At 71.9% G+C, this 22,431-nt stretch carries 18 protein-coding genes; 9 read left to right on the forward strand and 9 right to left on the reverse strand.

Annotated features, from left to right (window positions below; all coding sequences use genetic code 11):
- The first annotated feature begins 35 nt into the window (after positions 1–35).
- Together O7612_RS06550 and O7612_RS06555 are read left to right on the forward strand one after the other, a co-directional pair.
- Entirely contained in the window at positions 36–794 is a 759-nt protein-coding gene (locus O7612_RS06550) for a MerR family transcriptional regulator (RefSeq protein ID WP_282271349.1), read from the forward strand.
- Positions 795–1,026: 232 nt separating this feature from the next.
- Entirely contained in the window at positions 1,027–1,824 is a 798-nt protein-coding gene (locus O7612_RS06555; protein WP_282271351.1) for a hypothetical protein, read from the forward strand.
- 96 nt (positions 1,825–1,920) lie between these two features.
- On the opposite strand, the gene O7612_RS06560 is transcribed toward O7612_RS06555, so the two are convergent.
- Both O7612_RS06560 and O7612_RS06565 read right to left on the reverse strand, forming a co-directional pair.
- Positions 1,921–3,495: an SLC13 family permease gene (locus O7612_RS06560; protein ID WP_282271353.1), complete on the reverse strand. Its 1,575-nt coding sequence runs from the start codon at positions 3,493–3,495 to the stop codon at positions 1,921–1,923.
- A gap of 46 nt (positions 3,496–3,541) precedes the next feature.
- Positions 3,542–5,092, reverse strand: a complete 1,551-nt coding sequence (locus tag O7612_RS06565; RefSeq protein ID WP_282271355.1) for a gluconokinase — start codon at positions 5,090–5,092, stop codon at positions 3,542–3,544.
- Between the two features lie 247 nt (positions 5,093–5,339).
- Between O7612_RS06565 and O7612_RS06570 the strand changes: the two genes are divergently transcribed.
- Positions 5,340–6,425, forward strand: a complete 1,086-nt coding sequence (locus O7612_RS06570; protein ID WP_282271357.1) for a hypothetical protein — start codon at positions 5,340–5,342, stop codon at positions 6,423–6,425.
- Positions 6,426–6,496: 71 nt separating this feature from the next.
- On the opposite strand, the gene O7612_RS06575 is transcribed toward O7612_RS06570, so the two are convergent.
- The gene (locus O7612_RS06575) at positions 6,497–6,919 is read right to left on the reverse strand and encodes a VOC family protein (RefSeq protein ID WP_282271359.1); all 423 of its coding nucleotides are present in this window, start codon (positions 6,917–6,919) and stop codon (positions 6,497–6,499) included.
- Positions 6,920–7,143: 224 nt separating this feature from the next.
- On the opposite strand from O7612_RS06575, the gene yidD reads away from it, so the two are divergent.
- Positions 7,144–7,356 carry a membrane protein insertion efficiency factor YidD gene (gene yidD, locus O7612_RS06580; protein ID WP_282273825.1) on the forward strand — a complete coding sequence of 71 codons (213 nt, stop codon included), beginning with the start codon at positions 7,144–7,146 and terminating at the stop codon, positions 7,354–7,356.
- 119 nt (positions 7,357–7,475) lie between these two features.
- Here the strand turns inward: yidD and O7612_RS06585 are convergent, their stop codons facing one another.
- Positions 7,476–7,694 (reverse strand): hypothetical protein, encoded by a 219-nt coding sequence (locus tag O7612_RS06585; protein WP_231932830.1) that lies wholly within the window; start codon positions 7,692–7,694, stop codon positions 7,476–7,478.
- 143 nt (positions 7,695–7,837) lie between these two features.
- Between O7612_RS06585 and O7612_RS06590 the strand changes: the two genes are divergently transcribed.
- From O7612_RS06590 to O7612_RS06605, 4 genes are all read left to right on the forward strand, one after another.
- Positions 7,838–8,641: a TetR/AcrR family transcriptional regulator gene (locus tag O7612_RS06590; protein ID WP_282271361.1), complete on the forward strand. Its 804-nt coding sequence runs from the start codon at positions 7,838–7,840 to the stop codon at positions 8,639–8,641.
- Between the two features lie 332 nt (positions 8,642–8,973).
- Positions 8,974–10,137 (forward strand): phosphotransferase, encoded by a 1,164-nt coding sequence (locus O7612_RS06595; protein WP_282271363.1) that lies wholly within the window; start codon positions 8,974–8,976, stop codon positions 10,135–10,137.
- An 80-nt stretch (positions 10,138–10,217) separates the two neighbouring features.
- Positions 10,218–14,522, forward strand: a complete 4,305-nt coding sequence (locus O7612_RS06600; protein ID WP_282271364.1) for an AAA domain-containing protein — start codon at positions 10,218–10,220, stop codon at positions 14,520–14,522.
- A 64-nt stretch (positions 14,523–14,586) separates the two neighbouring features.
- Positions 14,587–15,183 carry a CYTH domain-containing protein gene (locus O7612_RS06605; protein WP_282271366.1) on the forward strand — a complete coding sequence of 199 codons (597 nt, stop codon included), beginning with the start codon at positions 14,587–14,589 and terminating at the stop codon, positions 15,181–15,183.
- On the opposite strand, the gene tmk is transcribed toward O7612_RS06605, so the two are convergent.
- The 5 genes from tmk to O7612_RS06630 all read right to left on the reverse strand — a co-directional run bounded on the left by tmk (position 15,141) and on the right by O7612_RS06630 (position 21,248).
- Entirely contained in the window at positions 15,141–15,797 is a 657-nt protein-coding gene (gene tmk, locus O7612_RS06610; RefSeq protein ID WP_282271368.1) for a dTMP kinase, read from the reverse strand. The two genes, O7612_RS06605 and tmk, sit on opposite strands and share 43 nt — an antisense overlap.
- The gene (locus tag O7612_RS06615) at positions 15,794–16,894 is read right to left on the reverse strand and encodes a radical SAM protein (protein WP_282271370.1); all 1,101 of its coding nucleotides are present in this window, start codon (positions 16,892–16,894) and stop codon (positions 15,794–15,796) included. Before O7612_RS06615 ends, tmk begins: the two co-directional genes overlap by 4 nt.
- Positions 16,879–17,121 (reverse strand): hypothetical protein, encoded by a 243-nt coding sequence (locus O7612_RS06620; protein WP_282271372.1) that lies wholly within the window; start codon positions 17,119–17,121, stop codon positions 16,879–16,881. The genes O7612_RS06615 and O7612_RS06620 overlap by 16 nt, the downstream gene beginning before the upstream one ends.
- A 118-nt stretch (positions 17,122–17,239) precedes the next feature.
- The gene (locus tag O7612_RS06625; RefSeq protein ID WP_282271374.1) at positions 17,240–17,743 is read right to left on the reverse strand and encodes a hypothetical protein; all 504 of its coding nucleotides are present in this window, start codon (positions 17,741–17,743) and stop codon (positions 17,240–17,242) included.
- Between the two features lie 442 nt (positions 17,744–18,185).
- On the reverse strand, positions 18,186–21,248 hold the full coding sequence (locus O7612_RS06630) for a DUF3427 domain-containing protein (RefSeq protein WP_282271375.1): 3,063 nt from the start codon (positions 21,246–21,248) through the stop codon (positions 18,186–18,188).
- A 468-nt stretch (positions 21,249–21,716) separates the two neighbouring features.
- Here O7612_RS06630 and O7612_RS06635 point away from each other — a divergent pair, with 468 nt between their 5' ends.
- Positions 21,717–22,298 carry an abortive infection family protein gene (locus tag O7612_RS06635; protein WP_282271377.1) on the forward strand — a complete coding sequence of 194 codons (582 nt, stop codon included), beginning with the start codon at positions 21,717–21,719 and terminating at the stop codon, positions 22,296–22,298.
- The last annotated feature ends 133 nt before the right edge of the window (positions 22,299–22,431 follow it).

The following is a 22,431-nucleotide window of genomic DNA, read 5'->3' on the forward strand; positions in this document are numbered from 1 at the left end:
CAGGCTGCAACCTGGGTGCCGGAAGGGAGGAGACCATGGCGTACACGGTGGGTCAGGTGGCGAAGGCGGCCCGGGTGACGGTCCGGACGCTGCACCACTACCACGATATCGGGCTGCTCTCGCCGAGCGGCCGGACGCCGGCCGGCTACCGCCGCTACGACGACGCGGACCTGGAGCGGTTGCAGCACATCCGTTTCTACCGGGAGCTGGGGTTTCCGCTGGACGAGATCGCGGCGATCCTGGACGACCCGGCATCCGACCCGGCGGCGCACCTGCTCCGGCAGCACGACCTGCTGACCGGGCGGATCGGGAAGCTCCAGGAGATGGTCGCCGCGATCGAGATCGCGATGGAGGCGAGACGGATGGAGATCAACCTGACCCCGGAGGAGCGGTTCGAGGTCTTCGGGGACGTCGACCCGGAGGAGCACGCCGAGGAGGCGCGGCAGCGCTGGGGCGACACCGAGGCGTACCGGGTGTCGACCCGGCGGGCGGCGAGCTACACGAAGGACGACTGGCTGCGTATCAAGGGGGAACAGGAGGACTGGGGCCGGCGGATCGTGGCGGCGCTGACCGCCGGGACGCCCGCCGACTCGGCGGAGGCGATGGAACTGGCCGAGGAACACCGGCAGCTCATCGTCCGCTGGTTCTACGACTGCTCGTACGAGGTGCACACCGGGCTGGCCGACATGTACCTGGCCGATCCCCGGTTCACCGCCTACTACGAGAAGATCGCGCCGGGGCTGGCGGAGTACCTGGCCGAGGCGATCCACGCCAACGCGATCAGCCGAGCCTGACCGGAGGCCTCCGGTGGGTCGGGACGGGAGGCGTCCCGCCCGCCCGTCGGGGGTGGCCCGCGTTCATCGTCGCCGGGGCGGCCGTGGTGGCTGGGTGGGGCGGCCAGGGCGGCCGTGGTGGCCCGGGTGGGGCGGCCGGGGACGGGTGTGTGGCCCGGCTAGGCTGGCGCGACAGCTCTGTCACCAGCGTCGATCGGCTCGGCCGGCGGGCGCACCCCCGGGGGAGACCGCCGTGAAGCACCCGAAACTGGCCGCCGTCACCGTCGCCGCGCTGACCGCCCTGGCGACCCTGGCCGGCTGCGCCTCGGACGGCGGGGGCACCGGGCCGACCCCGGCCGCCGGGCCGTCCTCCAGCGGGGCGTCATCGGCCGGGTCGTCCGCCCCGGCCGGGCCGGCGGCCGTGCTGGCCGCCGCCGCGCAACGGGTCGACCAGGAGTCCTACCGGTTGACCCTCGGGGCCGGTGCGGGCGGGGACGGCACCGTGCTGCTCTGGGATCCGAAGGGCCGGCGCGGCCTGGAGACGACGACGCTGGTGGTGGCGAACGGCAAGGTGGTCGTCGAACGGCTCGCCACCGGCACCGACGTCTACGTCAAGGTGACCGCCCCGGACCGGCGGGTGCCGGTGTGGGACGGCCGCACCTGGTGGCACCTGGGCACCGCCGAGGCCGCCGCCGGGAAGCGGACCGGCGTGGACAACACCCGGTTGGCCGGCACGCTCGGTGCGGCCACCGAGGTGCGTGCCACCGGCGAACGCGCCTACGCCGGCACCCTGGACCTGCGTCGGAGCACCGAGGTGCTCGGCAGCGGGATGAGCGGGGTGCTCGGCGAGCGGGCCGCGGCGGTGCCGTTCACCGCGACCGTGGACGCGCAGGGCCGGCTGGTCCGCTACCGGATCGAGCTGTCCGACGAGCCGGGCAGGGCCTCGGCGCTCGACCTGACGTACGCCGACTTCGGCCTGCCTGTGTCGGCGGAGAAGCCGGCGGCGGGCCTGATCGGTGAGGATCCGCCGGCCAACATCCCCGGCGCCTGAGCCTGGCCGCCCCGCCGCCTGCCGCCCCGCCGCCTGCCGCCCGGCCGCCCGCCGCCCGGCCGCCTGCCGCCCCGCCGCCTGGTCGGCGGCGGGCCGCTACACCACCAGGTCGAGCAGGAGCACACCGGCGAAGCCGACCACCGAGATGATCGTCTCCAGCACCGACCAGCTCTTGATGGTCTGTCCGACGGTCAACCCGAAGTACTCCTTGACCAGCCAGAAGCCGGCGTCATTGACGTGCGAGAAGAACAGCGAGCCGCAGCCGACGGCCAGCGCCAGCAGCGCCACCTCCGGCCGGTCCAGGGTGGCCGCCAGCGGCGCGACGATGCCGGCGGCGGTGATCGTGGCGACGGTCGCGGAGCCGGTGGCGACCCGGATGCCGACGGCCACCAGCCAGCCCAGCAGCAGCGGGGAGAGGTCGGCGTCCTTGGCCGCGTCGGCGACCAGGTCGCCCACCCCGGCGTCCACCAGCACCTGCTTGAAGCCCCCACCGGCGGCGACGATCAGCAGGATGCCGGCGATCGGCGGCAGCGAGCCGCCGAGCACCGACGAGACCTGACCGCGGTGGAACCCGGCCTGGTAGCCGAGGGTGAACATGGCGACGAGCACGCCGGCCAGCAGCGCCACGATCGGTGCGCCGACGACGTCCAGGGCCTGCCGGGCGAAGGTCCCCTCGGCCATGGTCAGCTCGCCGACCGCGCGCAGCAGCATCAGCACCACCGGAAGCAGCACGGTGAGCACCGCCGGCCAGAAGCCGGGGGTACGCCGGGCGGTCTCGGTGCCGCTGTCGTCGACCGGGGCGCCCGGCCGGCCGGTGCCCGGGTTGACCAGGTCGTCGTCGGTGAGCAGGTCGCCGTCGACGTCGTCGCCGCCCCGTCCCCGCCCGGTGTCCGGGCCGGCGGATTCCCGGCCGCGTCCGGCGGCGGGGGCGGCCGGGCTGCCGGGGCTGCGTCGACCGCCGCCACCGGGGGCCGGCTGCCGGGTGGGCAGCAGCGCGGCCGGGGCGGTGGCCGGCACGTAGCGGGCGATGATGTTGCCGAACACCGGACCGGCGATGATCACGGTGGGGATCGCGATGATCAGACCCAGCCCGAGGGTGAGACCCAGGTCGGCGTCGAGCGAGGAGATCGCCACCAGCGGACCCGGGTGCGGCGGCACGAGGCCGTGCAGCACCGACAGGCCGGCCAGCGCCGGAATGCCGATCTTCATCAGCGGCACGTCGGTACGCAGGGAGACCAGCAGCACGATCGGCACCAGCAGCACCACGCCGACCTCGAAGAAGAGCGGCAGGCCGATCAGCGCCGCGACCCCGGCCATCGCCCAGGGCAGGGCGGAGCCGGAGACCCGCCCGACGACCCGGTTGACGATGCCGTCCGCCCCGCCGGACTCGGCGAGCAGACCGCCGATCATCGCGCCGAGGGCGATCAGCAGGCCCACCCCGCCGACGGTCGAGCCGACCCCGGCGCTGAACGACTCGATCATCGCGTCGGGGGACATGGCGGCCACCACGCCGAGCACCGCCGCACCGAGGATCAGCGACAGGAAGGGGTGCACCTTGCCCCAGGCGATGAGCAGCACCACCGCGGCGATGCCCAGCAGGGCGGCCACGACGAGCTGCGCGTCACCGGCGTTGGTGACCGGTTCGGCCGGTGCGGCGAGGAGAGTGGGCACGGCAATCACGACCTTCGGACGGCGTCCGACCCGGAGGGGCGGGCGATCACATGGGTGCGGGTGTGGGTGGCGGCTCCGCCGGCAGGCTGGGGGCCATTCGGCGCAGCGACGCGAAGGTGGGCACCAGCGCGTCGTACAGCTCGGCGTGCAGGGGGAGCAGGGCGGCGTAGGTGGCGGCGGAGGCCGGCTCGGGGCGTACCGTCTCGTCGATGCGCACCAGGTCGGCGGCGACGTCGACGGAGTCGATCAGGCCGAGCGCCTGCATCCCGAGCAGCGCCGCGCCGAAGCTGGAGCCCTCGTGGCCGGCGGGGAACCGCACCGGCATGCCGAGCGCGTCGGCGAGCATCTGCCGCCACAGGGGACTGCGGGCGAAGCCGCCGCTGGCCCGCACCTCGCGGACCTCGTTGCCGGCCGCCCGGACCGACGCCAGGACCAGGGCGAGCTGCTGGCAGACCCCCTCCAACGCGGCCCGGACGAGATGCTCGCGGCGGTGCCCGTGGGTCAGCCCGACGTACGCCCCGCGCGGCAGCGCGCTCCAGTGCGGGGCCCGCTCGCTGAGCAGGTACGGCAGCATGATCAACCCGCCGGAGCCGACCGGTGCGGTGGCGGCCAGCGCCAGCAGCTCCTCCTCGCCGTGCTCGCCGAACTCGGGGGCGAGCGCGTCACCGGCCCACTGGAGCACGATCCCGCCGTTGTTGATCGCGCCGCCGACCACCCAGCGGTCCTCGGTGAGCGCATAGCAGAACACCCCGCCGAGCGGGTCGACGGCGGGGTGTTCGACGGCCACCCGCATCGCCCCGGAGGTGCCGATGGAGCAGGCGACGACGCCGGGGCGTACCGCGCCGAGGCCGAGGTTGGCCAGCGGACCGTCGCCCGCGCCGACCACGATCGGGGTGTCGGCGGGCAGGCCGGTGGCGATGGCGGCGCGGGCGGTCAGCCCCGGCAGCACGGTGGTGGTGGGGACGAGCCGGGGGAGCTGTTCCTCGGTGATCTGGGCGATCCGCAGCGCCTGGGCGTCCCAGCCGAGTCGGTGGATGTCCAGCAGCCCGGTGGCCGACGCGACCGAATGGTCGGTGACCAGCGTGCCGGTCAGCCGCAGCAGCACGTAGTCCTTGATGCCGACCCAGTGGGCGACCCGGCCGTGCAGCGTCGGCTCCTGTTCGGCGTACCAGAGGATCTTCGGCAGTGGGGCCATCGGGTGCACGGGGGTGCCGGTGCGCCGGTGCAGGTCCAGCCCCCACGGCGCGGCGCGCAGCCGTTCGGCCTGGCTGCTGGCCCGGGAGTCGGCCCAGGTCACCGACGGGGTGAGCGGTACGCCCTCCGGGTCGAGGCCGATCAGGCTGTGCATCGCGGTGCTGAACGACAGGCCGGCGATCCCGTCGCCCAGCTCGGTGACGACGGTGCGGACGGTCTCCACCACCGCGTCGAAGATGAGCTGCGGGTCCTGTTCGGCGTAGCCGGGGTGCGGTTCGTCGAGGGGGTAGCCGACGGAGTGGCTGGCGAGCTGCCGGCCGTCGGTGTCGTACGCCACGGTCTTGGTGCTGGTGGTGCCGATGTCGACGCCGAGCACCAGGTGGCGCTGGTCCGGGCCGGTCACGGGGTACCCCCTTGGCGTCGGTGGTGCGGGCGCTGCGCTGCGGACCCGGCTGCGGCTGACGTTACCCATGGACCCACCGCCCCGCACGGCGTCGGACCGACGGTGGAGCGGCACGATGGGTGTCGCCTACGGCCGGATCCATCCCCCGATCGGGTGGTAAATCCGTAATTCCGGGCCGTCGGGCCGGTGGTTGCCGTTGAACCCGGTGAACACCCCGGTTGGTGGCTCGCGCGGCGGAGGGATCGGCGTGGCGATGACTGATTCGACGGGTTCGACCTGGCGGTACACCTGGGCACGCCAGCAGAACGAACGGCGACGGCGGGCCTTCCGCACCGACGAGCGGGCCTGGCGACGCCGCGACGACGAGCTGCGCCGGCTGCGTGCCCTCGCCGTCGGCCTGCGGGGCACGGCGGCCTCCGGGGTCGGCCTGCCGTTGGCGCTGAGCCCCGGCGAGGTCGTCCTGTGGACGATGCCCGGCGCGCAACTGGTGGAGGTCCGGCACACCAGCGTGCTACCCGCCCCCGAGCTGGTCGTCGAGCCGGACTGCGGCCGGTTGCGGCACCGGCTGCCCGACGGGGTCCGGGCCACCGACGCCGGCATCGCGGTCGTCACCAACCGTCGACTGGTCCTGGTCGGCGGGCGGGGCCGGCGCGACTGGGCGTACGGGAAGATGACCGGGCTGCTGCACGACCCGGCGGCGCCGGTCACCCTGGTCCAGGTCCTGGACCGGCGGCAGACCTCCGGCGTGCTGCTGCCGCCGGGCCGGGCGGCCGAGTTCCGCTTCGTGCTCACCCTGGCCTTCGCCGACGCCATCGAGCAGCGGGCCGCCGTCCTGGCCCAGCTCGACGAGCTGATCGCCGTGCACGCCGAGAGCACGCCGTTCCGGCCGGCGATCGCCACCCCCGCGCAGGCCCGGATCAGCGCCCGGATCCCCGGCGGTCGACGTACCGTCGCGGTGGCCGCCGCGCTGACCCTGGTGGTGCCGGCGGTGCTGGCCGAGTCGGATCCGCCGGTCACCCCGGAGGTGGCGGCGGCGGCCACCGCCGCCCCTGTCCCGTCCCGCCCCAGACCCCTGTCGCCCGCCCCGTCGCCGCCCGTGGTGCGGGAGCGGCGCTGCGGGGCGCCGGCCAACCCGATGGGGTACGACTACTGCGGCGGGGAACGAATCCGCCGGCCCGACCACCGGGTCTGCGACTGGTTCGACTGCGTGCCCGAGTTCTGGGCCGGACGCGGCTACCTGGTGCTCTGCCGCGACGGCTCGGTCAGCCTGACCGGCGGCCGGCCGAAGCCCTGCGCCGGGCACGACGGGGTACGCCGCACCGTCGACCGCTGACCCGGCCGCCCGCCGGCCCGTGCCCCCGTGCCGGTCGGAGCCGCGCCGCCGTCAATGTCCACCGTGGACGGTCAGGACGTCAGGTCGGGAACGGTGAGGCTGCCGTCCCCGGCGAGCGGGAAACCCGGATTCCAGGCGATCTCCCACAGGTGGCCGTCCGGGTCGGCGAAGCAGCCGGCGTACCCGCTGTAGAAGGTCTCCGCCGCCGGCCGGGTGATCCGCGCCCCGGCCCGGTCGGCGACGGCCAGGATGTCGTCCACCTCGGCGGGGGAGCGGACGTTGTGCGCCAGGGACATCGCCCCCGGACCGGTGTCGGCCACCCCGGCGTCGGCGGCCAGCGCGGCCCGGCCCCAGAGCACCACGGCCAGCCCGCCGGCCTGGAAGAAGACCGTCTCCTGCACCTCCTGGCCGCGCCAGCCGAGCTGCTCGTAGAAGGCGCGGGCCCGGGGCAGGTCGGCGACCCCGAGCGTGATCAGGCTGATCCGCTGGTCCATCCCCGGACCCTACCGGGGCACACCGTCGGTGGCGGTGGCGCGGCCGTCGCATCATGTACGGCGTGATCCATTTCAAGCGTAAGCAGCGCCGGAAGAAGCGCGACTGGTGCGACGCCGACTGCGACGTCTGCGACTGTGACGGTCTGCCCTGCTGCGACTTCGGCCTCTTCTCGTTCCTGCTCACCCTCGGTGCGACCACCGCCCGGGTCAGCCGCGCGCCGGCGGTGGACCGGGCCGGCCGGGCGGCGATCCTCGGTTACCGGCGGTGGTTGTCGCACCGCTGGCCGGGCCGGTGCCGCTACACCCCGACGTGCAGCGCGTACGGCCTGACCGCCGTCGAGCGGCACGGCCTGGCGGTCGGCGGCCGGATGGCGGCGGACCGGCTGCGCCGTTGCAAGCCGGGCGTCCCGCACGGCACCCACGACCCGGTCCGCTGACCGGTCGTCCGCCCGTCGTCCGTCCGCCCGGCGGCCAGCCGTTCGTGCCGGTGGGGGTCGACAGGTGCCCGGCCGGGCGGGGTCGGCCAGGCCGGACGCGTAACCGTGGCCTTCGGGGACTACGACGTCACGTCCCGGTAGACCTCGACGTCGTAGATGAGCCGGACCGGCTCGCCGTTCGTGGTGCCGACGAAGACGGGTTCGGCGGCGGGGGTGCGCCCGCGTCGCCACACCTCGGCGCGGGCGGCGTCCCGGGACTCGCGGTGGACCTTGCCGGCCCGGTGCAACTCCACCACCCGACGCGCGGTGTACCGGTCGCTGTCCAACTGGATCCGCATCAGCGGCACGGGTCGCCACCGTCCTTCCGGGGGAACGCCGCTGTTCACCGGGGCGGCCGGTGAGCTGAGCACGCGGTCGCCCGGACGGTGAACATCTAATCTAACAACGTTAAGTTAACCGACACGGTACTAGGCTGGCGCGGGTGGACGCGAGTGGATTGACCGGGGCACCCGCCGACCGGCCGGGTGGCGGCCCCGACGGCAGGGCCGGCACGGTGTGGCTGCGCGACGAGCCGGCCCGCAACCGCCGGGCCACCCCGCTGACCCGGGAGCGCATCGTGACGGCGGCCGTGGCCCTGCTCGACCGGCACGGTGTCGACGGGCTGACCATGCGCCGGCTGGCGGAACGTCTCGGGGTCACCCCGACGGCCCTCTACTGGCACGTGACCACGAAGGAGGACGTCCTCGACCTGGCCGTCGACCAGATCTTCGGCGAGGTGCCGCTGCCGACCGAGAACGCGGTGGTCACCGATAACCCGACCGAGCACGCGGTGGTCACCGACGACCCGGTCGGGGATCCCCTGGCCGCCGGCGGCGCCGACTGGCGCGACGACGTCCGCACGCTGACCGCCGGCTGGCGGGCGGCCATGCTCCGCCACCCCTGGGCGCCCAGCCTGATCGGTCGACCCATGCTCGGCCCGCACGTCCTCGCCCGTACGGAGTTCCTCCAGTCGGCGCTGGTCCGCGCCGGGTTCACCGGCGTCCACCTGGTCGTGATGACCCGGCTGGTGGCCAACTACGTCATCGGCGCGGCGCTCACCGAAGCCACCTGGCACCAGACGAACGACCCCCGGGTACGCGCCGAGGCCCGCCGGCACCTGGAGACGAACGCCGCCGCCTACCCCACCCTCACCGCCTCCGGCCACCTCGACGACGCACAGTGGAGCGACGACGACCTCTTCCTCCGGGGACTCGACGCCATCCTCGCCACCGGCCCGGTCCGCTGACTGCTACCGGCCGGGCGCGCTGGCCGCTACCGGCCCGGGCGCGCTGGCCGCTACCGGCCCGGGTCCGCTGGCCGCTACCGGCCCGGGTCCGCTGGCCGCTTCCGACCCGGCGCGCGGACCGCTTCCGCCGTCCCGGTGGTCGGCGCCTGGTTGTGTGGAGAGTTGTTGTCGTCCTGGCGACAACAACTCTCCACACAACTCACGGCCCGCCGTCGATGTCGAGGGTTGTCGTAGCGGTGGGTACGGCTGGTTCGCTCCGGTGCGCTAGTACGCTCGCCTGCCGCGGTGGTAATCGGCTCGCCCGGCGGGCGGGCGGTGGTTACCGTCCGGGCATGTCCCGCACCGTGAGCCTCGTCCTGGTCGACGCCACCGGCCGGACGCTGGGCGCGCTGCCCGACTTCACCGTGCCGGTGCCCTGGTGGCAGGACACGGTCGAGGTCGTCGCCGGCGCCCGCGTGGCCTACGGCACCGAGGTGGCCGTGTTGCGGCTGCTCCCCGGGCAGCGGGGTGGACCGCCCGGGGGTCACGTCGGCTACCTGGCCGAGGCTGTCGGGCCGGTGGGCGTACCGCTGCTGCCGGCGGAGGCGGTGGAGCCGGCGGCGCATCCGTTGCGGGCGCCCTACGCGCAGCCGGGCGGGCCGGCGGCGAGCCTGGCCTGGGCCGCCGGGCAGCTCGACCGGCTGGGTCGGCCGGCGGCCGAGGCGGCCCAGCAGCGCACCTGGAACCTGTCGGCGATCTGGCGGCTCGACGGGCCGCACGGCACCACCTGGCTCAAGCAGGTGCCGTCCTTCTTCCGGCACGAGGCGGCGGTGCTGCGGCTGCTGGCCGACGACCCGGACACGCCGACGCTGCTCGCCGCCGACGACGAGGGCCGGATGCTGCTCGACCATGTGCCGGGGGAGGACCGCTACGGCGCCGACGCCGCCGAACGTACCGCGATCGCCGCCGTCCACCATGCCCTCCAGCTACGCGCCGTGCCCATTGTCGACCGGCTGGCTGCCGCCGGGGTGCCGGACCTGCGCGGTGTCGCTTTGGCCCGGTGGCTCCGCACCATGCTCGCCCCGCACCCCGCCGCCGACCGGCAGCTCGCCGCCGTCGAGACGCGGCTCGCCGAGGTGTCCCGGTGCGGGCTGCCGGACACCCTCGTGCACGGCGACCTGCACCCCGGCAACGTCCGCGCCGACGGGCGGCGGCGGACCGTCATCGACTGGGGTGACTCGTTCGTCGGGCACCCGGCGTTCGACGTCCTCCGGCTGACCGAGCAGCTGCCCGCCGGGCCCGCCGCCGCCGTGCTCGCCGACTGGTGCGCACGCTGGCGCTCCGACGTGCCCGGCTGCCGACCGGAGCGGGCGGTGGCGCTGCTGCGGCCGGTGGCCTGGCTGCGGATGGCGGCCGTGTACGCGATGTTCCTCGCCGGGATCGAGCCGAGTGAACGGATCTACCACGCCAGGGACGTGCCGGCCAACCTGGCGCGGGCGGCGGCCGAGCCGGGGTGAAGAATGCCGACCGGAGGTCCCGTCCGGGAGGAATTCGCCGGTAGGGTGCCGGGGACCGCCACAGCCAGCAAAGGTGCCGCATGCTCTCCCGCGCCACGTCCGACACTGAAACGCCCGCGCTGATCCTGGCGCGCACCACCGCGCTGGTCGACTACCTGATGGCGGTCCGCGCCCAGCTGGAGAAGCCGGCCCGGACGGTGCCCACGACGGACGTGTTCTGGCAGCACGACCTGCCCGAACACCCCGACTGCCAGGTGGGCGTCTCGGCCGACGGGGTCAGCTGGTTGCGGGTCGGCCTCCCGGCGGCCCCCCGGCGGCTCAAGACCCCGGTCGAGTTCGTTGCGCACCTGGCGGACGCCCCGCCCTACCCGGCCGAGCCGGAGCTGACCGGTGACGAGGAGACGGTCGCCCGGCTACGCCCCCGCTTCGACCGGTGGCGGGAGCAGGACTGGCGGCCCTGGGCCGAGCAGGCCGCCCGCACCGACCGGGTACGCCAGCTGCACCGTGCCCTGTTCGACCTCATGCACCGGATCGACATGACCGCCGCCAGCCACGAACTCGTCTGGGGTCACGGCGTCGTCAGCACCGAGGTCGACGGGCACCGGGTGCGGTACCCGCTGGTGGTGACCCCGGTCGCCGTCGAGTTCGACCCCGACCGGTCGGTCGTGCGGGTCGTGCCGCAGGGGCCGGCCCGGTTGCAGACCGACCCGCTGACCGGCCTCGACGAGCGTTACCTGCGGCAGCTGCTCGACCTGTCCGGGGCGGGCGGGCAGCTCGACCTGGACGTCTGGGCGGCGGAGGACCGGCGGGACTTCCTCGCGCGGGCGCTGCGCCGGCTCGGCCACGACCCGGTGCTGCGCGACGCCGACGCCCCCGCCCCCGCCGGCCCGTACGTGCACGACACCGGGGTGCTGTTCGTCCGGCCCCGGCAACGGATGCTGCGCCGGTTCCTGGAGGAGCTGCGGTCCCGGCTGCTGGCCGGCGACACCACCGGCATCGGCGCGCTGGCCGCCGTCCTCGCCCACGAGCCGAGCCGGCTGGAGATGCCGCAGGACGAGCCGCAGCGCTGGCAGCCGCTGGGTGAGCGGCTGCTCATGCCGCTGCCCACCAACGAGGCGCAGGAGTCCATCGCCCGCCGGTTGGCCCAGCACCGCAACGTCGCCGTGCAGGGGCCGCCCGGGACCGGCAAGACGCACACCATCCGCAACCTCATCTGCCACCTGATGGCGCACGGCAAGCGGGTGCTGGTCGTCGCGCAGAAGGAGGACCCGCTGCGGGTGCTGCGCGACGGCCTGCCCGCCGAGATCCAGCCGCTCTGCCTGGCGGTGCTCGGCCGCTCCGCCGACCAGCTCGTGCAGCTCCAGCTCGCCGCCCGGGAACTCTCCGACCGGGGCGCCACCCTGGACCGCCGCGTCGAGCAGCAGAAGGTCGACCGGCTGCGCCGGCAACTGGAGGAGGCCGAGCGGGACCTCGGGCTAGCCCTGGCCGGGCTGCGGGCGTTGGCCGAACACGAGTCCGCCCGGTACGAGATCGACGGCATCCGGCTGTCCCCCGGCGACGTCGGGGCCTGGCTGCGTGAGCGGGCCGACCGGTACGGCGACATCCCCGACCCGCTCGCCCCCGACCTCGACGCCCCGCTGACCGGCGAGGAGTTCAGCGAACTGCTCGACATCGCCCGGCGTACCGGGCGGCGGGACCGTGCCCAGGCGTTGCGGCACCTGCCGACGGTGGCCGAGCTGCCCACCGCCGAGGCGGTCCGGGCCGACCGGCGCGAGCTGGCCGAGACGCGGCGCGAGCTGGACCGCCTCGCCGACGCCGGGATGCTGGTCGCCGAGGTCCGCGCCGTCGGGCAGCCCGCCCTGGAGGAGCTCGGCGGCCAGCTACGGGAGGCCCTCACCCAGCTCACCGGGCGGGAGGGGGCGTGGACCGACCGGCTCGGCACCCTGGTGCAGGCCGACGCCAACTGGCGGATCCGCTGGGAGGACCACGTCGCCGCCAGCGAGCAGGCGCTCGCCGACCTGGCCACCGCCGCCCGGGTCATCGCCGGGCACGAGGTCGCCGTCGCCGAGGCCCACCTGACCGAACCGCGCCGGCTGCTGGCGCTCCTCGACGAGCTGCGGCAACGCTTCGCCGCCGGTAAGGGCGTCAGCAAGCTCTTCCAGGGCACCCTGGCCCGGATCGCCACCGACTGCCGGATCGACGGCGAGATGCTGCGCAGCGCCGAGGACGTTGACATCGTCGTCGCGTACGTCACCCGGCGTCGGCTGCGGCAGGCGCTGGCCACCCGCTGGGCGGAGTGGCAGGCGACGCTCGGCCTGCCCGCCGAGGTCGGCGACGAGCCGGAGTACTGGACCGGCCAGCTGCTCACCGCCGCCGCCACCGCGCTGGACTGGGACCGGCGGCGCTGGCCGACCCTGCTGCGCACCGTCCGCCGGTTGCTGCCGCGCGCCGAGCACACCACCGACGTACGCCGGCTGACCGCGCTGATCGCCCTGCTCGGCCGGGGGACGGCGGTGTTCGCCCACGACGAGCTGGTGGCCGAGGAACACCGGCTCGACGCGCTGCTCCAGCGCGGCATGTCCGGCCCGGCCGCCAGCGACCTGTGGCGGCTGCTCGACCAGGCGTTCCAGGGTGACCTCGACGGCTGGGACGCCCTCCTCGACGAGGTACGCCGGCTCGCCGCGCTGCGCCCCGAGGCGCACCGCTTCGGCCAGCTCACCGACCGGCTGCGACCTGTCGCCCCGGACTGGACCGCCCAGCTCGAAGCCGGCACCGCCGCGGCCCTGCACGGCACCGGCGCGGACTGCCTCGACCGGTGGCGGTGGCGACGTGCGCAGACCTGGTTCGACCAGGTGGTCGGCAGCGTCGACCCGGTCGCCCTGGGCCGGCGCGTCGACCGCACCCGGGAACGGATCCGGCAGCTCACCCGGGAACTGGTGGTCGCGTCGGCCTGGTTGGAGGTGTCGCTGGCGCTGGACGACCGGCGGCGGGCCGCCCTCGCCGACTGGACCACCGCCCTCCGCAAGATCGGCAAGGGGACCGGGCGGAATGCCGCCCAGTGGCAGGCCCACGCCCAGCGGGCGATGGCCGCCGCCGTGGACGCGGTGCCGGTCTGGGTGATGTCCGTCGACCGGGCGATCGAGCAGTTCGCCGGTGGGGCACGGTTCGACGTGGTCATCGTGGACGAGGCGTCGCAGGCGGACCTGTTCGCGCTGCCGATCCTCAGCCTCGCCGAACGGGCCGTCGTGGTCGGCGACGACCAGCAGATCGGGCCGCAGCTCTCCTTCGTCGGCAGCGTCACCGGCCTGATCAACTCGCACCTGGTCGACGTTCCGTCGGCGGAGCACTTCGACCCGGAGAGCAGCCTCTACGACCACGCGGTCCGCCGCTCACCGGAGCGGATCCTGCTGACCGAGCACTTCCGGTCCGTACCGGCGATCATCGGGTTCTCCAGCGACACCTACTACGGCGGCGAGATCGAACCGCTGCGCACCGACCGGCCCGCCGGCATCGGCGACCCGGTGGTCGCCGTGCACGTGCCCGAGGGCGTCCGCCAGGACCTGCCCACGTACGGCAACGTCAACGTCGCCGAGGCCGAGGCGCTGGTCGCCCGGGTCGCCGCGATCGTCGCCGACCCGGCGTACGCGGGCCGCAGCGTCGGCGTGGTCAGCCTGCTCAGCACCAGCGGGCAGGCAATCTATCTGCTGTCCCGGCTGCGCGAGGAGATCGGCGCGGAGGAGATGGAACGCCGCCGGCTGCGCGTCGGCGACTCCTACACCTTCCAGGGCGACGAACGCGACGTGGTGCTGGTGTCCACCGTCGTCTCCCCGCTCAACGGGCCGGTCGCCGCCTTCACCAAGCGCGACCACCACCGCCGGGTCAACGTCGCCGCCTCCCGTGCCCGCGACCAGCTCTGGGTGTTCCACTCCGTGCAACCCGACGACCTGCGTCCCGACGACGCCCGGGGCCTGCTGCTGCGCTACTGCCAGAACGTCAACACCGCCGAGGAGGCGTACGACGACCTGGAGAAGCGGTGCGACAGCGACTTCGAACGCGAGGTGCTGCGCCGGATGCTGCGCCGGGGGTTCCGGCCGTTGCCGCAGTTCCGGATCGGCTCGTACCGGATCGACTTCGTGCTGCCCGCGCCGGACGGGCGGCGGCTGGCGATCGAGTGCGACGGGGACGCCTACCACGGGCCGGAGCAGTGGGAGAGCGACATGCGCCGGCAGGCGGTGCTGGAACGGGTCGGCAACTGCGTGTTCGTCCGCATCCGGGGCAGCGTGTTCAGCCGGGATCCGGAGGCGGCGCTGATGCCGCTGTGGCAACGGATCGAGGAGTTGGGCATCGAAAATATCCGGACTCCGGAACCCTCCACATTTGGGTAGCTGCCGGAATTGCTCGGTTCTGCCGCTGGGTGTCGGCCTGTCCCCGGGCCGCGGTCGTGGTTGAGTGATCGAGTACGTGATCAACCGGATTTCTGGAGAGGCGATGTCGACCCTGCTGCGCGAGATCGAGGTCAAGTACCGGGTGGCCGAACCGTCGGAGCTGGCTCGGACCCTGACCACCCGGGGTGCCGTGTTCTCCGAGCCGGTTCGTCAGGATGACCAGGCATATGCGGTCAACGGCTGGACCTATGGACAGAGCAAGGCGGGCGCGGCGTTTGCTCGTCTGCGTACCGAAAACGGCCGGCACACCTTCTGTGTGAAGAAACCTCTAGAAAACGAACTCGCCTGCGCGGAGCACGAAACGGAAGTCGTGGAACGGGAGTCGATGCATGCGGCGATCCTGGCGATGGGCTTCTATCCGACCACGCGCATCGTGAAGTCCAGGCGTACGGCCCGGATCGACGACATGCTGCTCTGCATCGACGAGGTTGACGGCCTGGGGGCGTTCTTCGAGATTGAGGTGCTGGTGGAGGACGACCGGTCGGCGGTCGAGGTCCAGCAGGAACTGGACCGGTTCGCCCGTACACTCGGCGTGGAGTTGGTACGCAGCACCGAAACCTATGACTCGCTGATGCGCGCGGCAGTGCCGGTCGGTGGCTGAGTACCCGGCATCGTGAGCAGTGACCTGACCCGTGGCAGCAGTGCGGCTGCCACCTCCCCGGGCGTCTGCTCGCCGATCTCGTGCCGGTGGACAGGGAAGCCTGCGCCTGCCAGTTCTCCTGCTACCTGCTCGTAGCGTTCCCGCTCCTGGCGCCCTGCCTCCGGACCGCCTCGGTGGAAGCGGCTGTGAATGCCGCGTGCGGCGGCTCTGGCGCGGGAACGGACCGGATCGCCGGAGAGGATGACGGTGAGATGGGGCCGATCAATGTGCTGATTGAGTGCCCAGATGAACGCGCCGTCCACACCGTCGAGGCGTTGCAGCACCAACGAGGTAGCGAGATACCGATCGCAGATGACCACCTTCCCGGCCGCGAGCGCCGGACGGATCTCGGTCTCCAGGTGGTGGTAGCGGTCAGCAGCCACCAGGCAGGCGAGCGTCAGACCGCGATATTCGTCCGTGCCGTGTCGTGCCGTCTCGCCCAGCGTGGTGTGGCTCGGTTCCTTGGTGCGGTGGACCTCCCATCCGTCCGCAGTCACCAGGTTGGCGAGCAGTGCGACAGTGGTCGTCTTGCCGACGCCGCTCGGGCCGTCAACGACGATGAACCGACCGCTCATCGGGTGGACGACCGCTCATGCTGGGCGCGCGCCAACTCGACCAGCCGGCGTCGTACCTGGGGCAACTCGACCTCCCCGAACTGAAGATTCACCGAGAAGTTGAATTCGTCGCGAGTACGCATCGCCTCGTCGAGTCCGTCGTCGGTGAGGTCAACAGCGGCATAGCCGAGGAGATCGGCCGGGTCGTACCTGCCGGTTGCTATCAGCCGCTGCCACTCGGGGGTGCCTGGATAGGGACGAAACTCGAAGACGCTGGCCCGGAAGCTGCCCGGCATGTGTTCGGTGAGGTCCCACAGTTCGTAGACGTGGCGGACCGTCGCTTCCAGCTCGGCAGATGTCTCGGTGGGAAGGCCGAGGATGAAGTAGCCCTTGACGCTGATGCCCAGCCGGGTCAGTCGCTGTACGACCGCCCGGGTGAGTTCCGGTCTGATCCGCTTGCCAATGTGGTCGAGTAGGCGCTCGCTGCCAGATTCGATGCCCAGCGCCACTTCACGACAGCCGTTGCTGGCGAGCGTCTCGAGCAGGGCGTCGCTGGTTCGGGCGAGGACGTTGATGCGCCCGGTGGCATCCCAGACGTACCGGTCGCCGATGCCTGCCTCGGAGAACGCTGCCATACATCGGCGGATGAAGCGCTCGTGGCCCAGGAAGAGGTCGTCCACGAATCGGAACGCCGTCACGCCGTAGCGGGCGTGCAGTTCATCCATCTCGGCGATGATGTTGGCCGGCTCGCGGGTGCGGATGGTGACGTCCGGGTTGGCGCTGACGGCCGCCCCGCAGAACGAACAGTCGTACGGGCAACCGCGCGCGCCCACCATGGCTGCCTCAAGCGGACCACCGGCCGGCCGGTACGGGTCGGCGGCGAAGAAGCGACGGTCGACGAACGGCAGGGCGTCGATGTCCGGAGCCAGGTGCCACGCCATACCGGGCATGCCGCCCGTGACCGGCGTCCGTAGTAGGGGATCCCGCCACATCACCCCGGGCAGCCTCACTCGATTACGGCGATCTTCGAGGAGCGCCGCCACCCGGGTCTCGCCCTCGCCGACGACCAGCGCCTCCAGCCGGCTGAACCGGGGGTCCTCAATCACGGCCTGCGGCATCGCCTTTGCTTGTGGCCGCCCACCATCAGCTGGATCGCCGGGTCCAGTCCTGCCGCGATACGGGCGCTCAGCTGGTAGGTCGGTGCCAGCAGATTGAAGCCCACCCAGCGGGGTGCCGCCTCGTTGACCATGGTTTGGATCTGAGTGATGCCGAGGCCCAAGGATTCACCGTCGAGAACGCCCACCGTGAAGCCCTGGGCGGTGGCATAGGTGGCGAGGTATCCCATCCCCAGTACGGGCAGAGTGAAGTCGTTGACCCGGGGGCGGAGGGCATAGTCCCGCAGCGGGGCATTGACCAGGAGAAGGTCGATCGGTGCGCCAGGCGCGACGCCGAGAATGGCAGAGTCAGACAGCTCCAGCCTGCTGGGTGCCGTAGGCGAGGGTAAGAAGGGTGTACGTGGCCAGGTGGTCACCGGTCACTCGCCGCCACTGCCGGCCGAAGGTCGGCTCGTCGATGGCCCAATGGTGATCCGGGTTCGCATGTCGTGCCCAGGTCCGGACCGCCAGGTCGGCGTAGGGGTAGAGACCCCAGTCGTTACTCCAGTCGGCGACGGCGGCTCCGGCGCTCCACGGACCGATACCGGAAACGGTCTGGAGTTCCTTAACCAGCACCGAGGGCGAGAGTTCGATCCAGGACCCGCCATGGGCGAGGAATGCCGTGGCGGCGTGCCGGAGCGGCCTGCGTTTGAACGACATGCCACTGATGGTGAAGTCTTCATCGCTCAGAGCTATCACACGCTCGGGTGATGGGAAAGCGTGGAGGTCCGTCTCATCGGATCGTGCGATCACGTCTCCGAAGCGGCGACAGAACTCCCGGTACAACTGGCGCGCCTGGCTCGCCCGGATCACCTGTCGGATGATCGCTGTCGCAAGTGCCTCCCAGAGATCGGGGCTGCGTAGGCGCGCTACCGATCCCATCTCGGCCAGGGGAGCGTGGACTGGCTCCGACTGCGGGCGGGGCACCTTCGGGGCCGAGAAAACGTCCAAGGGAGGAGGGGGGCGTTCGCCGCGTATCCGGGTCGTGGTGACCTGTTGACCCTGGACCCGGACGATCCACACAGACCTGGCGTCAAGGGCCAGTACGCGTACCCTGCCGGCACCTTCTGTCTGCCAGGCGGGATGGTCTGTCATGAGGAAATCGAAGCTCACGGAGGCCCCCGCCTGATCGCTCTTGGTCGATCCGGGGATTGTTGCACCGCGACCGTGGTGGCGCTGCCCGGCTCGCGGGTCGCACCCCGGGACGTCCGCCACTTTCACTGTGCCTGTCTGACTAGCTTGACGTGTCGCTCCCTCAGGCGGCGATGGTGCGGGCCGCCGCGTACAGGTCGGCGGGTAGCGGGGTCGCCAGCTCCCAGACGATCCGCATCGGCCGTTCGCCGCTGTGCCGCCGGTAGGTCATCGGCCCGGCGTACAGGTAGGCCGGTGCGCCCAGGTCCCGGTCCGGCACCCGGGTCTCCCGCACGAACAGGTGCACCGTCGAACCCCGTTCCGCGTGGTGGACGTACCGCTGCCCGGTCGCCGAGGCCTCCGAGGTGGTGCTCTGCGACTCCCACTGGAACAGCCGTTCGGTGATGGCCCGGTCGGCGTACATGGTGGTGGGGGAGTAGTGCTGCGCCGACTTGACCAGGGTGACGAAGAAGAGGTCCGCCTGCTCGGCCTCCAGCCACTTCACCCCTTCCCGTAGCGACCCGGGGTTGGCCATGCCGAACGCCGCGCACGCCTCGTTGCGGCTGTACCGGGCGTGCACCCGCAGCACGCCGACCGGCGCGGTGATGCGGTGGATACGGTCCCGCAGCACCTCGGTGAGCTGGCGCAACTCGGCGCAGCGGGCCGGCTCCGCCCACAGCCGGTTGAGCCGTTCCTCCCGGGCGGTCAGCGGCACCTGCGGCCCCCACAGGTCGAAGTGCAGCATGTCCCACAGCCGCCCGTCCGGAGGCGGTGCACCGGCGGCGACCCGGGCCAGCAGGTCGAGCCGGTCTGCGTCGTCCAGGTGCAGCATCCGGCCGATCGCCCGGCCCAACTCCCGGTCGGCCGGGCCGGGGGTCGAGGTGTCCAGGCCGGCGAGCCACCGCAGCCCCGTCCACCCGCCGATCGAGGCCGACCGGTAGACGTCCTCGACCTCCAGGCCGGTCTCCCGCAGGAACTCGGCGAGGCTGACGTTACCGAGCTGCCGCAGCTCGGCCACCAGTCCCCGCTTCGAGGTGGGCAGCGCGGTGCGCAGGTTGTTGAGCACGATCTCCTTGGCGACCCGGTCGAGCTGCACGTGGCAGCCGCTGGGCAGCGACGGGAAGTCCTGCTCGACGGCGGCGCCGACGGCCCGGCGGCTGACCCCGGTCAGCGCCCGCCAGCGCAGGTCGAACCGGAAGTTGGCGTGCTGCCCACCGATGAAGTCGAGCACGGTCAGGCACGGCTTGTCGTCGTCGAGGCGCAGCCCACGGCCGAGCTGCTGGAGGAAGATGGTGGCACTCTCGGTGGGCCGCAACATCAGGATCGTGTCGACCATCGGCAGGTCGACCCCCTCGTTGAACAGGTCGACGGTGAACAGCACCCGCAGCGTCCCGGCCCGGAACTCCCGCAGCAGCCGGTCGCGTTCCGCGCGGTCCGCCCGCGAGGTCACCGCCGCCGACGGTACGCCGTGCCGGGTGAACCGGTCGGCCATGAACTCGGCGTGCCCGATGCCCACGCAGAACCCGATCGCCCGCATCCGGCCGGTGTCCACGGTGTCCCGGACGGCCTTCAGGATGATCCGCGCCCGCGCGTCGTCACCGGTGTATACACGGTCGAGGTCGGCCAGGTCGTACCCCTGGCCGCGCCGCCAGCGCAGGTGCGACAGGTCCGTGTCGTCGTGGACCCCGAAGTACTGGAACGGCGCGAGCAGTTGCCGCTCCAACGCGTCCCACAGGTGCAGTTCCACGGCCGCGCGGCCGTCGAACCACCGCCGCACGTCGCCGCCGTCGGCCCGGTCGGGCGTCGCGGTGAGCCCCAGCAGTACGCGCGGTGCGAGCCGCTCCAACAACCGGGCGTACGTCGGCGCTTCCGCGTGGTGGAACTCGTCGACGATCACCATGTCGTACGCCTGCGGGTCGATCTCCCGCCTTTGCAGCGACTGGATGGAGGCGAAGACGTGCGTCCAGTGCGTCGGCACCTGCCCGCCCACCAGCGTCTCGCCGAAACTGCCGTCCCCCATGACCTGCCGGAACGTCGACAGGCTCTGCCGCAGGATCTGCTCCTGGTGGGCGACGAAGAGCAGCGAGTCGACGGTCTTGTTTCGGTGCAGCCGCCGGTAGTCCAGGGCGGCGACGACCGTCTTGCCGGTGCCGGTCGCCATCACCACCAGGTTGCGGTGCCGGCCGTGCACCTGCCGCTCGGCGTCCAGATCGGCCAGGATCTCCGCCTGGTACGGGTACGGCCGCACGTCCAGGTTGGCGATGGGTGTCGGTTCGTCGCCGGAGCGTTCCCCGCGCAATGCCTGGCGCAGCCTGGCGGCGTCCCGCCCGGGGTGGTATGCCTCGAACGCCGGATCGTTCCAGTAGTCCTCGAAGGTGGCGGTGAACGTGTCGATGACGTGCGGCTGCTCGACGTTCGAGATCCGGACGTTCCACTCCACCCCGTCGACCAGCGCCGTCTTCGACAGGTTGCTCGACTCGACGTACGCGGTGGTCAGGCCGTTGCCCCGGCGGAACAGCCATGCCTTGGCGTGTAGCCGGGTGGTACGCGTCTCGTAGGAGACCTTGATGTCGGCCCCCAACTCGGCGAGCCGGTCGAGGGCACGTTGGTCGGTCGCGCCCAGGTAGGTGGTGGTGATGACCCGCAGTGTGCCGCCGCGCCCGATCAGCTCGCGGAGGGCGGGCTCGATGATGCGCAGGCCGTGCCACTTGATGAACGCGCAGAGCAGGTCGACGTGCTGCGCCGAGGCTATCTCGTGGTTGACCTCGTGGCCGATGCGCGGCTGGTGCCTGCCGTTGACCAGTAGCGCGCCGGTGGAGAGCGGGGTGGTGGGGCGCTGCGGGAAGGTCGGCTGGGCCGGGGGTGTGGGTGGGGCGGCGATGGCGTGCAGGAGGTTGCGGGCGTCGGCAATCTGGTCGTGCCGGTCGGTCGCGGCGGGGCTGAGGGTGGCGATGGCCTCGGCGATCCGGTTGGTCAGCTCGACCTGGTGGCGGAGCTTGTCCTCGCCGTTGGGGACGGCTTGCAGGGCACGGCTGATCAGGGCGGCGAGGTGGCGGGTGAGGGGGTGGTGGGAGTCGGCGGGGTCCAGGGGATGGTGCTGGACCTGGGCCGGGTCGAGGTGGTGGAGATGGGTGGCGAGCTGGTGGGTGATCAGATGCTCGTAGATATCCCTCTCGGACCCGGTCATGAGGGTGAAGGTTAGCGTGTCCGTACGATGGGCAGTTGCGCCGAGAGTATTGCGCCTGCGCCCAAGACCTATAGGGGGCCGGGTTCAACGATCGGCGGTCGACCACCCTGCCTTCTTATCCGTAAAGTGGTGTTCACGCGGCTAGGTCAAAGGGGAACAGTCTTCCTGGGAAGCGCGAAGAGGGCGGGCGAGATGCGACGCGATGTGACGGAGGGTCAGGTAGTTCATGCCATCGTTAGGGCCGCCGAGGCGGTCCTTGACCGTAGCGGGTGGATGGAGATTGCGCTTCTTACCGGTTCTCTCGACTACGTTCAGGGTCATCCTCGACTTCTGCGGAGCCTCAGTTGGGGAGACGATGACTATTTTTCTTGCGTTAGCCAGGCTGTCCCGGTGCTATTAGGTCGGCCAGTCAAGAATGCCTACTCCATTTCGAGCTCGCGTATGCTGGATGAGAGCAGGCTCCCGAACTTGAGGATCGTTGAGGACTATTTGAGCCTTCCTGAGTGGCTTCAGGATAATGATCGAGAGCTCTATGCTGCGCTCTATGGCGGCGAGGATGCTGTCACACTCGACGAACTTCAGGCCGTAGGGGATTTCCTCAAGATCCAGGACGTCGATGAGCATGCTGCCCGAATACGTCGTGGACTACGAGATGATCCAGCGCAAGCCATTGGTTCATCAAAGGAACTTTTGGAGACCGTCTTTAAGGCAATCTTGGATTTGCGTGGGAATGGTTCGGAGACAAAGTTGGACATCCCTCAGCTGCTGCATGCGGCGAGCAGTAAGCTCGGGTTCAATGCCGGCGGGCACCGCGACGGTGGTCCGGGGGCTGACCAGCGGAGGAAGCTCTTTGGTGCGCTTGCCAATATTGTCAGTTTGACTGCCGAGTTGCGCAACTCTGGTTTTGGAACTGGGCATGGTGGTGCCCATCGCCCTCAGCTTGACGTTCCCACCGCGCGTCTCGTTGTTTCGGCGGCGGTGGCAGTGGCGACCTTTTACCTGGAGGCTTACTCCGTCGAATTTGAAGGTGATCCCGCTCATGATTCCTGACGACCTGCATAGCGTCGGATTCAAGTCATTGGATTCCTGTTGCAGCCTGAATTTGCATGCTTGATCTCAAGTGCCTGACGGTGCAGGGGGGGATTCGTTAGATGGTTTCACCAAATCGCCGCTGGCCGTCGCC

It is taken from the genome of Micromonospora sp. WMMD987 (assembly GCF_029581435.1).
GTDB classification, from domain to species: Bacteria; Actinomycetota; Actinomycetes; order Mycobacteriales; family Micromonosporaceae; genus Micromonospora; species Micromonospora rifamycinica.